The sequence below is a fragment of the Oxalobacteraceae bacterium OTU3CINTB1 genome (assembly GCA_024123955.1).
GTDB lineage: Bacteria > Pseudomonadota > Gammaproteobacteria > Burkholderiales > Burkholderiaceae_D > Rugamonas.
In genome coordinates this window covers 4228288-4243984 of record CP099652.1, presented here as the reverse complement: position 1 = coordinate 4243984, position 15697 = coordinate 4228288, and the positions used below count along the sequence as shown (strand labels likewise).

11 protein-coding genes are annotated in these 15697 nt (G+C 63.6%); 4 read left to right on the top strand and 7 right to left on the bottom strand.

Features of this window, described 5'->3' with window-relative positions:
- Window positions 1-59: 59 nt before the first annotated feature.
- Together mfd and NHH73_18290 are read right to left on the bottom strand one after the other, a co-directional pair.
- Complete coding sequence (gene mfd, locus NHH73_18295) at window positions 60-3503, bottom strand: transcription-repair coupling factor (GenBank protein ID USX24564.1); 3444 nt, start codon at window positions 3501-3503, stop codon at window positions 60-62.
- A 139-nt stretch (window positions 3504-3642) separates the two neighbouring features.
- On the bottom strand, window positions 3643-4587 hold the full coding sequence (locus NHH73_18290) for a 5'-nucleotidase (GenBank protein USX24563.1): 945 nt from the start codon (window positions 4585-4587) through the stop codon (window positions 3643-3645).
- A gap of 161 nt (window positions 4588-4748) precedes the next feature.
- Between NHH73_18290 and NHH73_18285 the strand changes: the two genes are divergently transcribed.
- Together NHH73_18285 and NHH73_18280 are read left to right on the top strand one after the other, a co-directional pair.
- On the top strand, window positions 4749-5882 hold the full coding sequence (locus NHH73_18285; protein USX24562.1) for a GGDEF domain-containing protein: 1134 nt from the start codon (window positions 4749-4751) through the stop codon (window positions 5880-5882).
- Window positions 5883-6211: 329 nt separating this feature from the next.
- Entirely contained in the window at window positions 6212-6616 is a 405-nt protein-coding gene (locus NHH73_18280; protein ID USX24561.1) for a hypothetical protein, read from the top strand.
- A 7-nt stretch (window positions 6617-6623) separates the two neighbouring features.
- Here NHH73_18280 and NHH73_18275 read toward each other — a convergent pair whose 3' ends face one another.
- On the bottom strand, window positions 6624-6848 hold the full coding sequence (locus NHH73_18275; GenBank protein ID USX24560.1) for a hypothetical protein: 225 nt from the start codon (window positions 6846-6848) through the stop codon (window positions 6624-6626).
- A 403-nt stretch (window positions 6849-7251) separates the two neighbouring features.
- On the opposite strand from NHH73_18275, the gene NHH73_18270 reads away from it, so the two are divergent.
- Window positions 7252-7932, top strand: coding sequence for a TetR/AcrR family transcriptional regulator (locus NHH73_18270; GenBank protein USX24559.1), 681 nt, complete (start codon window positions 7252-7254; stop codon window positions 7930-7932).
- A 17-nt stretch (window positions 7933-7949) separates the two neighbouring features.
- Here the strand turns inward: NHH73_18270 and NHH73_18265 are convergent, their stop codons facing one another.
- Window positions 7950-10286 (bottom strand): PBP1A family penicillin-binding protein, encoded by a 2337-nt coding sequence (locus NHH73_18265; GenBank protein USX24558.1) that lies wholly within the window; start codon window positions 10284-10286, stop codon window positions 7950-7952.
- Window positions 10287-10514: 228 nt separating this feature from the next.
- Here NHH73_18265 and glpD point away from each other — a divergent pair, with 228 nt between their 5' ends.
- On the top strand, window positions 10515-12050 hold the full coding sequence (gene glpD, locus NHH73_18260; GenBank protein USX24557.1) for a glycerol-3-phosphate dehydrogenase: 1536 nt from the start codon (window positions 10515-10517) through the stop codon (window positions 12048-12050).
- Between the two features lie 18 nt (window positions 12051-12068).
- Here glpD and NHH73_18255 read toward each other — a convergent pair whose 3' ends face one another.
- The 3 genes from NHH73_18255 to NHH73_18245 form a co-directional block, all read right to left on the bottom strand.
- Window positions 12069-12998 carry a lipase chaperone gene (locus tag NHH73_18255; protein USX24556.1) on the bottom strand — a complete coding sequence of 310 codons (930 nt, stop codon included), beginning with the start codon at window positions 12996-12998 and terminating at the stop codon, window positions 12069-12071.
- Between the two features lie 9 nt (window positions 12999-13007).
- Window positions 13008-13922, bottom strand: coding sequence for a triacylglycerol lipase (locus tag NHH73_18250; GenBank protein ID USX24555.1), 915 nt, complete (start codon window positions 13920-13922; stop codon window positions 13008-13010).
- A gap of 215 nt (window positions 13923-14137) precedes the next feature.
- A complete protein-coding gene (locus tag NHH73_18245) occupies window positions 14138-15637 on the bottom strand; it encodes an oligopeptide:H+ symporter (protein ID USX24554.1) in 1500 nt (499 codons plus the stop codon).
- Window positions 15638-15697: the final 60 nt, after the last annotated feature.

The window sequence follows — 15697 nt, the reverse complement described above, 5'->3', positions numbered from 1 at the left end:
GGCGTTTTTCATAAAATTTAGCGTTGTTTGGGCTAATGCATCAAGGTACGACGCCAGCCTCAGGCGGTCAACTGTTTGATGGCGCCTTTGATCTGCGCGACACGCGCGGCGAGATCCGGCATGTTGGCGGTGATCTTGAGTTTGTCCTGGCCATTGAGCTTGATCTGGCGGTTTTTTTGTATCAGTTCGATAATGCGCATCGGATCGATCGGCGGCTTGGCCATGAACTGCAGCGTGGCTGCTTCGCCATGCGCGTCGATCTTGATGATGCCGACCTTCTTGGCGGCGATGCGCAGACGGTGCGTTTCGATCAGGGCCTTGACGGCGTCCGGCAGCTTGCCGAAGCGGTCGATCATCTCCTCCTGCATGTCGTCGATCTTGTCCTGGACCGTGCAGTTGGCCATGCGTTTATAAATCGACAAGCGCTCGTGCACATCGCCGCAGAAGTCGGCCGGCAGCAGCGCCGGCACGTGCAGGTTGATCTCGGTGGTGGTGGCCAGCGGCGCGGCCAGGTCGGGCTCCTTGCCCGCCTTGAGCGAGCGCACCGCTTCGTTGAGCATGTCCGAATACAGCTGGAAGCCGATTTCGGTCATCTCGCCGGACTGGCTGTCGCCGAGCACCTCGCCGGCGCCGCGGATCTCCAGGTCGTGCATCGCCAGATAGAAGCCGCTGCCCAGTTCTTCCATCTGCTGGATGGCGTCCAGGCGGCGCTGCGCCTGTTTGGTCAGCGACTGCACGTCCGTCACCAGCAGGTAGGCGTAGGCCTGGTGGTGCGAGCGGCCCACGCGCCCGCGCAGCTGGTGCAGCTGCGCCAGGCCGAATTTGTCGGCGCGGTGCATGATGATGGTGTTCGCGGTCGGCACGTCGATGCCGGTTTCGATAATCGTGGTGCACAGCAGGATGTTGAAGCGCTGCGCAACGAAGTCGCGCATGACCTTTTCCAGGTCGCGTTCGTGCATCTGGCCGTGGGCGACAGCGATTCGCGCCTCCGGCAGCAGCTCGGTGAGCATCGCCATGCGGTTCTGAATGGTCTCGACCTCGTTGTGCAGGAAATACACCTGGCCGCCGCGTTTGAGTTCGCGCAGGCAGGCTTCGCGGATGATCGATTCGCCCTCGCTGCGCACGAAGGTCTTGATCGCCAGCCGCTTTTGCGGCGCCGTGGCGATGACGGAGAAATCGCGCAGGCCTTCGAGCGCCATGCCCAAGGTGCGCGGAATCGGCGTGGCGGTCAGCGTCAGCACGTCCACTTCGGCGCGCAGGGACTTGAGCGCCTCCTTCTGGCGCACGCCGAAGCGGTGTTCCTCGTCGATGATGACCAGGCCCAGTCGGGTGAACTTGACGTCGTCCGACAGCAGCTTGTGGGTGCCGATGACGATGTCCAGCGTGCCGTCGGCCATGCCCTTGATCGCCTGCGTGATCTCCTTGCCGGTGCGGAAACGCGACATTTCGGCGATGCGCACCGGCCAGTCGGCGAAGCGGTCGGCGAAGGTTTGCGCATGCTGTTCCGCCAGCAGCGTGGTCGGCGCCAGGATGGCGACCTGCCGGCCGCCCATGACGGCGATGAAGGCGGCGCGCAGGGCGACCTCGGTCTTGCCGAAGCCGACGTCGCCGCACACCAACCGGTCCATCGGCTTGCCCGAGGTCATATCCTTGATGACGTTGTTGATCGCTTCCTGCTGGTCCGGCGTTTCGTCGAAGCCGAAGCTGTCGGCGAAGCGCTCGTAGTCGTGCGCCGAATATTCGAACGCGTGGCCTTCGCGCAGCGCGCGGCGGGCGTACAGGTTCAGTAGCTCGGCGGCGGTGTCGCGCACCTGCTCGGCGGCCTTGCGCTTGGCCTTTTCCCACTGGCCCGAGCCGAGCGAGTGCAGCGGCGCGTCCTCCGGCGAGGCGCCGGAGTAGCGCGAGATCACGTGCAGCTGCGACACCGGCACATACAGCTTGGTGTCCTTGGCGTATTCCAGGTGCAGGAATTCGGTTTCGCCTTCGCCCAGGTCCATGCTGGTCAGGCCCATGTAGCGCCCGATGCCGTGGTTGATGTGGACCACCGGATCGCCGATTTTCAGCTCCGACAGGTCGCGCACCATCGACTCGACCTGGGTGACGGCTTCCTGCTTCTTCTTGCCGACGCGGCGGCCCGAACCCGCATACAGCTCGGTCTCGGTGATGAAGATCAGGTTTTCGTTCGGCGTCGAGAGCTCGAAGCCGGCGTGCAGCGGTGCCACGCCCAGGGCCAGTTTGGCGCTCGACGTGGCGAAGCCTTCGAAGCCCTCTACCGGGGTCAATGCGAGATCGTATTCGGCGAAGTACTGCTGCAGCGTTTCGCGGCGGCCGTTCGATTCGGCGCAGATCATCACGCGGCGGCCCGCTTGCAGCAGGTAGGCGCGCAGGTTGGTCAGCGGGTCGTCGCTGTGGCGGTTGACGGCGATGTTGGGCACCGGCGCCGACAGCTCGGAGGCGCCACTGTCCGCATCCTTGGAGATCGCCAGCCGGGCATACGGCTTGGCCAGCGTGAAGAACTGCTCGTCCGACAGGAACAGCGCTTCCGGCGACAGGATCGGGCGCTCGCGGTCGGCCTTCAGGAAGCGGTAGCGAGAGCCGGTGTCGGTCCAGAAGCGTTTGATGGCGGCGTCGATGTCGCCCACCAGTGCCAGCGCGGCGCCTTGCGGCAGGTAGTCGAACAAGGTGGCCGTGTCTTCGAAGAACAGCGGCAGGTAGTATTCGATACCGGCCGATGCGATGCCGCTGGAGATGTCCTTGTAGACCACCGAGCGCGAAGGATCGCCTTCGAACTGTTCGCGCCAGCGGCTGCGGAAGGTGGTGCGCGCCGCTTCGTCCATCGGGAATTCGCGGCCCGGCAGCAGGCGCACCTCGTTGACCGGGTACAGCGAGCGCTGGGTGTCGGCGTCGAAGGTGCGGATGGTTTCGATGGTGTCGCCGAACAGGTCGAGGCGGTAGGGCAGCGCTGAGCCCATCGGGAACAGGTCGATCAAGCCGCCGCGCACCGAGTATTCGCCGGGCGACATCACCTGCGTCACGTGGGTGTAGCCGGCCAGGGTCAGTTGCGCTTTCAGGCGCGCCTCGTCGAGCGATTCGCCTTTTTTGAAGAAGAAGGTGTACCCCGCCAGGAACGACGGCGGCGCCATGCGCACCAGCGCCGTGGTGGCCGGCACCAGCATCACGTCGCACTGGCCGCTGGAGATCTCGTGCAGGGTGGCCAGGCGCTCGGACACCAGGTCCTGGTGCGGCGAGAAGGCGTCGTAGGGCAGCGTTTCCCAATCCGGCAGCAAATGGCAGCGCAGCTTGTCGCCGCCGAACCATGGAATCTCGTCGAGCAGGCGTTGGGCGTCGCTGGCGTTGGCGACGATCACGGCCAGCATCTGGCCCTGCGATTTCAGTTCGAGCGCGGTGAGCGCGAGCGCGTAGGCATCCGACGAGCCATGCAAGGTGGGCAGGGCGAAGCGGTTACCTGGTTTGGGAATCGATTTGGCTAAGACTAAGGGCACAATAAGGGCGACGCAGATTTAACGGTTACGGGTGGTTAGTCAACGGTCAGGCGGCGCCGCAATGGCAGCGCCGGTGCCGACATTATAGACGATGCCCGCCAGCGCCGTGGTCCGGCCTGACCCGGTGTCGGACGGCCAATCAGATGGCCAGCTTGGGCGGCCGGTTGGCCACGCCGAACGGCACGTGCACCATCGGGATGTTGCCGCCGACCGACTTCAAATGACTCAGCTGGTCGTCGAAGAAGATGTGCGGCTTGAAGATGGCCAGCACCCGCGATTTCTCCATGCCGCCGAGGAAAAACGTCTCGTTGGCCGATACGCCCCAGCTTTTGAGCGTGGTGACGACGCGCTCGTGCGAGGGCGCGCTGCGCGCCGTGATGATGGCGATGCGCAGGATCTTTTTATAGCCGGGATCGCGCCGCTGCGCCCGTTCCTCCAGCCGCTGCATCAGCGACAGCTTCTGGAACAGGTCGGCCAGCGGCCCCGGCTGGTGCGGGATTGCCACCCGCTCGCGCTCGTGGGCGTGGAATTCGTCGACGTCGTTGTTGCGCTTGAAGACGGTTTCGGATTCGTCGTCGGCGATCACGCCGTCGAAGTCGAAGGCCACGCGCAGTTCGGTATCGTCATCGTCGTCCTCGGTGCGCGAGGGCAGCACCAGCCCGGCCGGATAATTGGCCTCGAGCGCGTTGCGCACGTCTTCCTCGTTGGCGCTGAGAAACAGCGAGGTGTTAAAGGCGGGCAGGTAGGTGTACGGCGACTTGCCGGTGACGAAGCAGGCGCGCGAGATGTCGAGGTTGTAGTGGGCGATCGAATTCATCACGCGCAGGCCGGTCTCGGGCGAGTTGCGCGACAGCAGGACGACCTCGACAGGCGACGATTGCGCATAGTGTTTGTTAATGCCGAGAAAGCGCCGGATGAACGGAAAAGCCACACCCTTGCCCAGTATTACGTCTATATGCTGCTCCTGATACTTTCGGTATTCCTCGGCGCCGCCCTCCAGATAGATCTTGTGGGATTCGGTGAGGTCGAACAGCGCGCTGGAAGCGATGCCGATGACCAGTTTGTGCTCAATTGGGTAAGCCATGGTTACAGTGCGAAGGTTGCTGTGCCGGGTTGCTAGAAGTGCCACTCTACCCGATTCACACGGACAACGGCGGGCATATCAGAAATTTCATCACGGCAACTGTCGATTGGTTCTATACTGCGCTGTTTTTGACCAACCCTTGCTCATCGCGGACATCCGGCGTGCTTCATCTCGAAACCCTGTTACTGGTCCATTTGTGCGTAACCCTGCTGACCACGGCGTTGGTTGCCGCGTCCGCCAACTACGCGGACAGCCCGCCCGAGTTGCGCTGGTGGGCGGCGGGCAATGTCTGCGTGTCGGCGGGCGTGGTCGTGACGCTGCTGGAGACGTTGCCGGCGCTGCTCACCAGCGTGGCCGGCTACGGCATCATCGCTTTCGGGCTGGCGTTGGTGCTGCGCGGCCTGCGCGTGTACGGCGCGGCCACCTTGTCGTGGCCGATGATCGCGCTCATCACCGGCCTCGCGCTGCTGGTTCCTGGTTACTACACCTTGGTCGAACCCAGCCGTTGCGCGCGGCTGGTGTTCAGCGGCTTCTATTTCGGCCTGCTCAATTTGTGGTGCGCCGCCGCCATCGCGCGCCATGGCGGCTGGCGTGTCGATTGCATCGGCGTGACCGGCTTTGTTGCGCTCGGCTGTGCGCTGCTGCTGCGCGGTACGCACATGCTGCTGGATACCGATTTGTCCGATCCGACCAACGCGCTGATGATGGGGGTGACGGCTTTGGTGATCCCGCTGGCGCAAATCTGCATCTCGTTCGGGCTGATCGTGATGGTGATGCGGCGTTACGCCGAGCGCCTGCGCCGGCTGTCGACGCTCGACACCTTGACCGGCACGCTCAACCGCGCCGGCCTGGAGCTGCAGGGCAAGCGGGTGGCGCTGCGCGCCCAGCGCGGCGGGCGCAGCCTGGCGGTGGTGATGATCGATGCCGATCATTTCAAGGCGATCAACGATAGCCACGGCCACCTGGTCGGCGACGAGGTGTTGCGCCATTTGTCGGCCTTGCTGAGGATGGAGTTGCGGCCACATGATGTGCTGGCGCGCTTCGGCGGCGAGGAGTTCGTGCTGGTGCTCGATGATTTGAACCTGGCCGACGCGTTGCGGCTGGCCGAACGTTTGCGGGCGGGCATCGAGCTGACCGTGGTGTCGACCGGCGATGTGACGGTGCGCTTCACCGCCAGCCTTGGCGTGGCTTGCTCGGATCAGCATGGCTACGACCTGATCCGGCTGATCTCGGCCGGCGACGCAGCCTTATACGAGGCCAAGCGGGCCGGGCGCAATCGCGTGACCGCCGGTTAAATTGTCACGCTGATGCGCAGGTGGCGATTGTCCCCGGCGCGCCACACTGTGTGCGATAACTGTTGACGTGAAATCCGCCGACCCGCATATTGTGTGTGATTCGAACAATAAGCAAGCCACCTCGTGGCGTAGCGGTACAGTGAAGCAGCCCCCGTGGCTGCTTTTTTTTGTATGATACGCCTCAATCGAAGCGCGGGTAGCGTGTGTTAACTTGGTCATTCCGCCGTGCCCCGAGGAGCGATCATGCCTGCCAACAACGAGAAAATCCGGTTGAAAACGCGTCTCGTGGCGCATATGATGGACGTGTCGAAGTACGTCTCGCAGTGGTCGTGAAACGCATGTCGGCGGTGGAGGTGGATGTGGCGGTGATACGAACCAGCTTTGCGACCAAGGAAGATGTGCAGTCGCTGCGCAATGAGATTCATGCGTCAACCGAGCGAATTATCGGGCTGCTGCACGAGCATAAGCTGGAGTTCAATAATGCGCTGGCCAAACAGCGCGAGGAATTCAAGGACGCGCTGGCCAAACAGCGCGAGGACTTCTTCGCGGCCCTGTCCGCTCAACGCGAGGAATTCAAGGACGCTCTGGCCAACCAGCGCGACGAGTTCAAGGATGCGCTGGTGGAACAGCGCATCACCTTGTATAACATGCAGATGTCCCACATGTGGAAGCTGTACGGCTTTGCCTCACTGCTGATGACGGGCGTTTACTTCATCGCCCGCTACGTCCATTGAACCGCGGTCACACCGCGCTGACGATGATCGTCACGCGGCGATTTTGGGCGCGCCCGGCTTCGGTGGTATTGTCAAACCCGAATGTCACCCGTCCGCCGACGTCGCCGCCACCGTCGGTGCTCAGGCTCTTTTCCCAGCCGCGCGTGGTCGGCTTGAATCCCAGCGACTGCAGCGCCGCCTGGCGCGCCGTGACGACGGTAGCTGCCGGTTCAATGGGTTTGGGGCGGCGCAAGCGCCCAGCAGGCCGGCGGTCAGCGAATGTCGATGAACAGCACGGCGGTGCGTTCCTCCAGGCGGCGGCAGCGCGCCCGGCCAACGCGTGTATTGGACGATGCCCAGCACCAGATCGGCCAGTTCGTCGATGCTGGCGGTGGTTTGCGCCAGCGTGGCCCCCGGCACCGCCGACATGACCGCGATCAGTAAGCGCCAGACTGGAAGAGGTCGGAGGAGTTGCAAGGGAGCCGATGTTCGGGGTGGAATGAAGGTGGAATTTTGCTGTTATTGTGTCCGAAGAACAAGTGGAATATAGCTAAAACACCTATTTAGGTAAAACACCTATTTTTAGAGCGGGGGCGCGGGAGCCCTGTGCTAAGATGAACGGAGACGTTATTAATAAAACCACATCAGAGACCATCTTGCGGGCACAATTCGACTTGGAACAATTCCAGAGCATGACGCCGCTCGACGGCGTTAATATCTGGTCTTATCTGCTGGACCGCAATGCCGAGCGCATCACGGTGAAACGCCGCAAACCGGCACTGGAAAACCTCGAACGCATCTTCAACGCCACCTTCAAGCTGGCCAACGAGGTCGGCTTCCGCGCGATGAATTTGCGCGACCTGTGCCACGAGACCGGCCTGTCGATGGGCGGCCTGTACGGTTATATCAGCAACAAGGATCAACTGGCCGAGATGATCGAGGACGTGGTGCGCCACGCGACCCACGAGATGCCGCGCCTGTTCGACGACCTGGCCGAGCCGCTCGACAAGCTCGAGGCGCTGATCCGTGCGTCGATCTATGTGTCCGAGATTTTGCAGCCGTGGTTTTACTTCGTTTTCATGGATTCGCGCGTGCTGCAGGCGCAGCACCGGCACACGGCCAAAGCGTCGGAGCTGTACGTGCAGTCGCTGTTCGCCGACGTCATCGCGCAGATTCCGGGCCGCCCGCCGGGCAGCGCGGACCTGGTCGCGGCCCACATCATGGCCACCTTCCAAGACTGGTACGTCAAGCGCTGGAAGTACCGCGCCGCCAATGTCACGCCCGACATGTTCGCCGACAGCGCCGTGCGGATGATGCGCGGCTATCTGTCGGCCTGAGCGTTCCGGTAGCGCGGTTACTGGCTGCGCGGCGCCGGCGCTGGCGCCGGTACCGGCGCGATGTTCTCCGCGCCGGTCGCCATCGGCACCATGTTCTCGGCGCCCGGTGGCGTCTCCTCGATGTCCAGCGTGGTGCGCGCCGCGTCGCCGGTGAATTCGTCGTACAGCCACTCGCCGCCGACTTGCGTCATGCCCGCCGGGACCGGCCGGTCCTGCGGCGGACGGCCCTTCATCGCCACCTTCATGTAATCGATCCAGATCGGCAGCGCCACGGTGGCGCCGAACTCCTTGCCGCCCAACGATTTCGAATCGTCGTAACCCATCCACGATACCGCCACGATGCCGCCGCCGTAGCCGGCGAACCAGCCGTCGACCGCTTCGCTGGAGGTGCCGGTTTTGCCGGCCATGTCGTGACGGCCCAGGCGCGCCACGGCGCCGCCGGTGCCGGTGCGCGTCACTTCGCGCATCATGCTGTCGGTGACAAAGGCGTTGCGCGGATCGATCACTCGGGCCTCGTCGGGCAGGGTGGTGCGGGGCTTGGCCTCGCTGATGATCTTGCCCTCGCCATCGACGATTTTGGCGATCAGATACGGCTCGACCGCGTAGCCGCCATTGGCGAACACCGAGTAGGCGCCGGCCATCTGCGCCGGCGTGACCGAGCCGGTGCCCAGCGCCATGGTCAGGTTCTTCGGATGCTTGGCCAGGTCGAAACCGAACTTGCCCAGGTAGTTGTGCGCGTAAGGCACGGTGATCGAACGCAGGATGCGCACCGACACCACGTTCTTCGATTCGGCCAGCGCGTAGCGCATGGTGATCGGGCCGTCGAATTTGCCGTCGTCGTTGCGCGGGCTCCATGGCTCGTTGCCCGTTTCGGCGCTGGTCAGGTCGAGCGGCGCGTCGTTCAGCAGTGTCGCCGGCGAAAAGCCCTTTTCCAGCGAGGCCGAATAGACGAAAGGCTTGATCGCGGAACCGGGCTGGCGCCAGGCCTGCGTGACGTGGTTGAACTTCTGCAGGTTGTAATCGAAGCCGCCGACCAGGGCGTGGTAGCCGCCGCTGACGGCGTCGATGGACACGAAGGCCGCCGCCACCAGCGGCACCTGCGAGATCGACCAGGCGTCCTTATTACCCTGCATGATGCGGATCACCGCCCCGGGCCGCAGGCGCACGGCGTCCTTTGCCTTGTCGGTGAGGGCGCCGGCGGCCAGGCGCAGGCCGTCGCCGGTGATGGTGATCTCCTCGCCGGCCGGGTTCTGCACCTTGACCGCTTTCGGACCCGCTTCCAGCACCACGGCCGGAATCAGGCGGTCGCTGCTCGGGCGCTTCTGCAGCGCTTCCTCGATGGCGTCGTCGCGCTCCTCCTCGCCGGCCGGCAGCGTGATGAAGGCCTCCGGGCCGCGATAGCCGTGGCGCTGGTCGTAGTTGAGCACATTGCGGCGCACCGATTCATACGCCGCGTCCTGGTCCGCCTTGAGGATGGTGGTGTAGACGCTGATCCCCTTGGTGTACGAGTCCTCCTTGAACTGGGCGTAGACGACCTGACGCGCCAGTTCGGCCACGTATTCGGCATGGGTCTCGAACTGCTGCCCGCGGGTACTCACGCGCAAGGTCTGGTGCAGCGCCTTCTGGTACTGGTCTTCGGTGATGTAATCGAGGTCGCGCATCGACGCCAGCACCACGCGCTGGCGTTGTTTGGCGCGTTTCGGATTGACCGCCGGGTTGTGGCGGGCCGGGTTTTGCGGCAGGCCGGCCAGCATGGCCATTTCGGCGACATCGAGCTCCTTGATCGATTTGCCGAAATAGGTCTGCGCCGCGCTGCCAAAGCCGTACGAGCGCTGGCCCAGGTAGATCTGGTTCATGTACAGCTCCAGGATCTCGTCCTTGCTCAGCGCCGCCTCGATCTTCAGTGCCAGCATGACCTCATTGAGCTTGCGGCCGTAGAATTTGTCGCGGGTCAGGAAAAAATTGCGCGCCACCTGCATGGTGATGGTGGAACCGCCCTGGCGGCGCGACCCGCCGCCCACATTGGCGCGCGCCGCACCCAGCGCGCGGCGCCAGTCGATGCCATTATGGTCATAAAAACGCTTGTCCTCGATGGCCAGCACCGCTTTTTTCATCAGCTCTGGCATGTCCTTGATCGGGACGAAGTCGCGGTGTTCCTCGCCGAATTCGCCAATCAGGGCGTTATCGGCGGTGTAGACGCGCAGCGGAATTTTGGGCCGGTAGTCGGTCACGGCGTCGAGCGCCGGCAGATTGGGCGCCACGATCAGCAGCAGGTAGGCCAGCAGCAGGCCGCCGGCGATCAGGGCGGCCGCGCCGGCCACGATAAAGCCCCGGATGGCGTTACGGCGGGTCATCCACTTGGGTAGTGCGGTAGGGGAAGCGGTCAAAGCTCGGTCTCACGATGGTCACAGGTGGGCCGATTATAGACCATCAAAATTTCGTTCCGAATTTGATCTTCCTTAACGGAACGTGGCTTTTTGGGCTGGAATAGGTGCAGCACCCTATGAGGAATGGCAAATTTCACGTAACGTAGAGTAACTTAGAGGGTTACACGTTAATTTGGCGATACAACCGGGGAAGACATGGCGGAACCGCAGCACACACTCGATTGCGATGTCCTGATAGTGGGAGGCGGCATCAACGGCGCCGGCATCGCGCGCGACGCGGCGGGGCGGGGGCTATCGGTGGTCTTGTGCGAAAAGGACGACCTGGCGTCGCACACGTCGTCGGCGTCGACCAAGCTGATACATGGCGGCCTGCGTTATCTGGAATACTACGAATTCAACCTGGTGCGCAAGGCGCTGATCGAGCGCGAAACGCTGCTGCGCGCGGCCCCGCACATCATGTGGCCAATGCGCTTCGTGATGCCGCACGCGAAAGGACAGCGTCCGGCGCTGCTGATCCGGGCCGGCTTGATGCTCTACGACCTGCTGGCCAAGCGCGAGCTGTTGCCCGCGTCGTCCGGCGTCAACCTGCGCTGCCACACGGCCGGCAAGCCACTCAAGCCCGAGTTCCAGCGCGGCTTTATCTATTCGGACGGCTGGGTCGACGATTCGCGGCTGGTGGTGCTGAACGCCATCGACGCTTGCGAAAAGGGCGCCACCATCCTGACTCAGGCGGTCTGCAATGCGCTGGTGCGCAAGGCGGCCGGCTGGGAGGCGACCCTGTACAAGCCCAGTTGCGGCAATATCCGCGTCAACGCCCGCTACGTTGTCAACGCCGCCGGCCCCTGGACCGCCGACCTGCTGCACGCGGCGTTGCCGAAGGAGGGCGGCGGCCACCTGCGCCTGATCAAAGGCAGCCATATTGTCGTCAAGCGCATCTTCGAGCATGACAACGCCTATATCTTCCAGCATCCGGACGGGCGCATCGTCTTCGCCATTCCCTACGAGCGCGATTTCACGCTGATCGGCACCACCGACCTCGATTACCACGGCGACGCCAACCAGGTCGCCATCGGCGAGGACGAAATCGCCTACCTGTGCCAGTTGGCCAGCCAGTACTTCGTCAAGCCGATCGTGCCGGCGGACGTGGTGTGGACCTATTCCGGCGTGCGTCCGCTGGTCGAGGATGGCGCCGACGCCAAGGCCGTCACCCGCGATTACCGGCTGGAGGTCGACAACGACGGGCCGCCGATGCTCAGTGTTTTCGGCGGCAAGATCACCACCTTCCGCAAGCTCGCCGAGGAGGCGGTGGATTTGATCGCCAAGTCGCTGGACAACCGCCACGGCGCATGGACGCATAAAGCCTGCCTGCCGGGAGGAGACGTCTACGGCGCCGAGCCGCAGAATAAATCGGTGCTGCAGTTCGACGCGTGGGTGCGCACCATGCAGGCGCGCTATGCGTGGCTGCCGCCGCTGCTGGTGCTGCGCTATGCGCGGGCATATGGCACGCGGATTCATACGCTGCTGTGCGACCGCACCGATGTGGCGGACATGGGCGAGCAGATCGCGCCGGGGTTGTTCGCGACGGAGGTGGAATATCTGCGCCGCTACGAGTGGGCGCGGACGGCGCAGGATATTTTGTGGCGGCGTTCCAAACTGGGCTTGCATCTGCCGGCCGATACCGCCGACAAGCTGCAGGATTGGTTGAACGCCAATCCGATGCAGCGTACGTGATGGTGGATCGGCGCCTGGTTATTCGTAGGCGCCGAGGCGGCGCTGTTCCTCCGGGGTGAAGCTTGCATCGCGCAGGCGTTGTAGCGCGGCGTCTTTCTGTTGCGCCGGTTGCGCCAGCAATGTCGCGCGCTGCGTTTGATAGGCGCCGATGCGGGCTTTCCACGCCGCCTCGTCGCGGTCGACGTCGGCCAGGCGCGCTGCCGCCTCCGGCGAAAACGCCGCCGCGCGCACGCTGTAGACCTCATTGTCGCCCGCACCGCCGGCCCGCAGCTGCGCCACGGATTCCTCCAGACGGATGATTTTTGCGGGCGCCTCGCGCTCCTCGCGCAAGGCCGGCGGCATGCGCCGGTCCAGCTCCGCCACTTTGGCCTGTTTCTGTTCCGCGCTCAAGGTCTTGTCGACGTCCACCTCCAGCCGCGCCACCGCGTCGTCGTCCGCGATATCGGTCGCGCCGAACAGGCCTGCGCTTTGCTCGGGGGTGAAATACGTCGAGCGCAGGGCGCGCATCGCCGCCAGCCGCGCGCGCGCCGAGCGCGCCACGTCGCCCGACGGCGCCAGCGTCGATTCGACGCCCGCCAGCGCCTGTTTATAGGCCAGGTAACTTGACAGCAGCTGTTTGGCCTGCCGCGCCGGTCCGGGCTTGAGGCGCCGATCGAGCTCCCGCTCGATCTCCGTCCGGATCGCGTCCAGGCCCTTCTCGCCGAGCCCCGCCAGATAATAGTCGAACAGATGCCCGAGTTCCGCGTCGACCACCAGCTGGTCGCCGGCCAGCGTCTTGATGTCGCCGTCCGGGCGCGTGCCTTCCATCGAGGGCACGAACGCGAAGGGGGCGGAACCTGGCTCCCGCCTCTGCGGCGGCGCGGGCGTCGCCTCGTCGCGGCTGAAATACAGCACGCAGCCGGCCAGCAGCAGGGCGGCGATCCCGGCTCTCTTCACGTTCGTGTGCATGCCGCGCTCCTAGAGGCCCAGGCCCTGCAGGCGGTTGGCCTGCTGGCGGAACACCGTCACCGGACTGGTTTCGAACAGGCTGACCAAGCCGGCCGTCTGGTTGATTTCGTCGAGGTGGTTCATTGCGTAGTCGTCGCGGATCACGCGGCCGAGATGACTCGAACAACTGGCGACCAGGCCATCGTTTTTCTCGCCGTTGAAGGCCAGCGCCGTCAGCGCGAGCGGCGCGTCGAGCGGATCGAGCACGTTGGTGAGCTGTTTGCCGCCGCTCCAGGAGAAGTAGTAGACGCCGCCCTCTTGATACGCGCCTTCGCCGCAGGCCGACAACGGCACGCCCTCAGGATGGCGGGCGTTGAACGCCAGCGAGCCGGCGGTGGTGAGCGACGTCATGGCCGCCCTGGCGTCCTGCGGCTTGCCGGTGTTGTTCGACACGATGCTCATCAGATTGGCGACCGCACCGAGCACCACGGTGCTGGCGCCGGGAGCGTTGTCCATCAGGATATCGGCCACCTTCGAGCCCTTGTTCACGCCGCCCACGCTGGTGACCGAGGCCACCAGGTCCGGCCTGACCGAGGCCACGTAGCGGGCCGTCGGACCGCCGTGGCTATGCCCGATCAGGTTGACCTTGGCCGCGCCGGTGACCGCCAGGATTTGCTTGACCTGGGTGAGCATCTGCTCGCCGCGCACCTCGGTGCTGTTGGCGGCGGAGACGGTCGTTACGTAGACCTTGGCGCCCCCGCTGCGCAGGGCGGAGGTGATACCGTAAAAATATTCAAGCGGTCCGACGCTCTCGAAGCCCAAAAAGCCGTGCACCATCACGATCGGATACTTGGTTTGGGTGTAGCCGGCGGCCCAGGACGGCGCGGGCAGGGCGGTGATGGCGATGAGGGCCATTGATACGTATTTCCAGAAGCGATTCTTCATTTTGTCTCCGTTAGTTATTTTTTAGGAAATGAGAAGCTGTCGCCGGCGCCATGATCGAAAACAAAGCAAGCGCTCGGTAATGGAATGTAGCACCCTTATTTGGAGAAAGCATGACGCGGCGCAATAACGTGGTAAAAACGATGAAGCCAAAAAAAATGCCGTCCGGTACGAACCGGACGGCATTTGCCTGTGTGAGCGCTTGGCTAAGCGGGCGGTTACTTCACGCCGTGCATCAGCTTTTGAATCAACGGCGCGATGAGGAACAGCAGCACGCCGCCGGCCATCAGCGAATAGAAGCCGAAGGTGTAGCCGGACAGCGCGGAGGTCACCGACATGCCGCTTTCGCCTGACACCGCCGAGGCGAAGATGCCCGACAGGTTGTTGCCGATACCGGTCGACAGGAACCAGCCGCCCATGCCCAGGCCGACCAGGCGCGTCGGCGCCAGCTTGGTCACCATCGACAGGCCGATCGGCGACAGGCACAGCTCACCGATCGATTGCAGCACGTAGACCATGAACAGGGTCCAGAACGGGATCTTGTTGTCGATATTGACCAGCATCGACAGCGCGTACATCAGCAGGCCGAAGGCGGCGCCATTGAACAGCAGGCCCAGGCCGAACTTGCGCGGGATTGACGGGTTCTTGTTGCGCATGGCGACCCAGATGAAGGCGATCAACGGCGCGAAGGTGATGATCGCCAGCGAGTTCACGGTCTGGAACCACGCCACCGGGAAGGTCCAGTTGAACATTTCGCGGTCGACGATTTTCTCGGCCAGGAAGGTGAACGAGCTGCCGGCCTGTTCGAAGAACATCCAGAACATGATATTGAAGAAGAAGATCAGCAGCATGGCGATGACGCGGTCGCGCGCGACCTTGCCGTTCTTGATCCCCTCGACCATCAGCATGATCGCCAGCAGGATGAATAGCACCGTCAACACGGCCTGCAGGCTCTTGGCGCCGGCGGCGAGCAGCATGTAGACCACCGGGATCACGCACAGCGAGCCAAGGACGACGTAAACCAGGCGTTTCGGATCGCTGGTTTGCGCGTCCGGGGCGCCGATGCCTTGCAGCTTGCGCCGGCCGATGAAGAACCACACAAGACTGATCAACATGCCGACGCCGGCCGACATGAACACCACTTTGTAAGCGGGCATGCCGTTGGTGCCGAAGACCGCAGTGGCGAGCCACTCGGTCAGTACCGGGGCGACCATCGCGCCGGAGTTGATCCCCATGTAGAAAATGGTGAAGCCGGAGTCGCGGCGCGTGTCGCCGGTGGAGTACAGCTTGCCGACCATGGTCGAGATGTTCGGCTTGAACATGCCGTTACCGACGATGATGGTGGCCAGGCCAAGCTTGAACACCGTCTGGTCGGGGAAGGCGATCATGAACAGGCCGGCGGCCATGAAGGCCGCGCCGACCAGGATGGAGCGCTGGTATCCCAGCACGCGGTCGGCGACATAGCCGCCGAACAGCGCGGCGGCGTAGACCAGCGCGAGGTAGGAGCCGTAGACCAGGTTGGCGGCCGATTCGCCGGACGAATCGCCGTTATAGAATTGTGCGACGACGTAGAGCACGAGCGCCCAACGGATGCCGTAGAAAGCGAAACGCTCCCAGAATTCGGTCATGAACAACATCCAGAGCGGGGCCGGGTGGCCCATGATCTGTTTGAACTCGGGAATGGCAACTTCCGTGTTGGTGGTGGTAGCACCGCTCATGCGGCTTCTCCTAATTTATGATCGATGAAAAGTGTCTCCGGCTCCCTTGTGGGGGGCCAA